Raw genomic sequence first — 1,376 nt, forward strand, 5'->3', positions numbered from 1 at the left:
CTCAACGGATAAAAGGTACTCCGGGGATAACAGGCTGATACCGCCCAAGAGTTCATATCGACGGCGGTGTTTGGCACCTCGATGTCGGCTCATCACATCCTGGGGCTGAAGTAGGTCCCAAGGGTATGGCTGTTCGCCATTTAAAGTGGTACGCGAGCTGGGTTTAGAACGTCGTGAGACAGTTCGGTCCCTATCTGCCGTGGGCGTTGGAAGATTGAGAGGGGTTGCTCCTAGTACGAGAGGACCGGAGTGAACGCACCACTGGTGTTCGGGTTGTCATGCCAATGGCATTGCCCGGTAGCTAAGTGCGGAAAAGATAAGCGCTGAAAGCATCTAAGCGCGAAACTTGCCTCAAGATGAGTCTTCCCTGGGCCTTTAAGGTCCCTGAAGGAACGTTTAAGACTAAGACGTTGATAGGCTGGGTGTGTAAGTGCAGCGATGCATTGAGCTAACCAGTACTAATGATCCGTGAGGCTTAACCTTACAACACCGAAGGTGTTTTTAGAGAGATTTTCAGCGACGTTCCGAGATTGGTTCTGATGGCTTCATGGAAGTGAGGCGGTTGGAATGAAACAGAATTTGCCTGGCGGCAATAGCGCGGTGGTCCCACCTGACCCCATGCCGAACTCAGAAGTGAAACGCCGTAGCGCCGATGGTAGTGTGGGGTCTCCCCATGCGAGAGTAGGACACTGCCAGGCATCAAATAAAGCCGAAAGCCCTGAACTGACGTTCAGGGCTTTTTGCTATGCGTAAAATGGAAAATCCCCGATGTAATCCCCTTCAGCTTTCATCGTACTGTTTAATATTCATCACAAAACCAACGCATTGTTTCTCTGAATGTCAGATATTCTTCGTCCGCTATTAAGTTTGGCTGTTAACTTATAAATAACAATAAAGTAACAACCAGGGCGGCAGGAAGCCAAATTTCATCATTGTTATGGCTCGGAGAATACATCATGACAGAAACAACCTCGGCTCTTGGGGATGAGCACGGCGTCGAACAGGGGGCGCTGGATAACAAGAAACGCATTTTCGCTATCGTCGGGGCTTCATCAGGCAATCTGGTGGAGTGGTTTGATTTTTACGTTTACTCCTTCTGTTCCATTTACTTTGCCGCCTCGTTCTTCCCAGCGGGCAACAGCACCACGCAGCTGCTGCAAACCGCCGGGGTATTCGCTGCCGGCTTCTTTATGCGGCCGATTGGCGGTTGGCTATTCGGTTATATTGCCGACAAGCATGGTCGAAAAAATTCCATGCTGCTTTCGGTCTGTATGATGTGCGCCGGATCGCTGGTGATCGCCTGCCTGCCGACGTATGAATCGATCGGCAGCTGGGCGCCGGCGTTGCTGCTGATCGCCCGCCTGTTCCAGGGGCTG

At 51.5% G+C, this 1,376-nt stretch carries 1 protein-coding gene and 2 rRNA genes; all 3 read left to right on the plus strand.

From position 1 onward, the window contains the following. A 23S ribosomal RNA gene (locus tag ACZ6N8_RS31180) occupies window positions 1-483 on the plus strand; the annotation flags it as partial. Between the two features lie 99 nt (window positions 484-582). Further along, window positions 583-698: ribosomal RNA gene (gene rrf / locus ACZ6N8_RS31185) — 5S ribosomal RNA — on the plus strand. 258 nt (window positions 699-956) lie between these two features. Next, a partial coding sequence (locus ACZ6N8_RS31190; protein ID WP_466014643.1) for an MFS transporter occupies window positions 957-1,376 on the plus strand: 420 nt, incomplete at its 3' end.

The organism is Micromonospora sp. NPDC047521 (assembly GCF_055587305.1).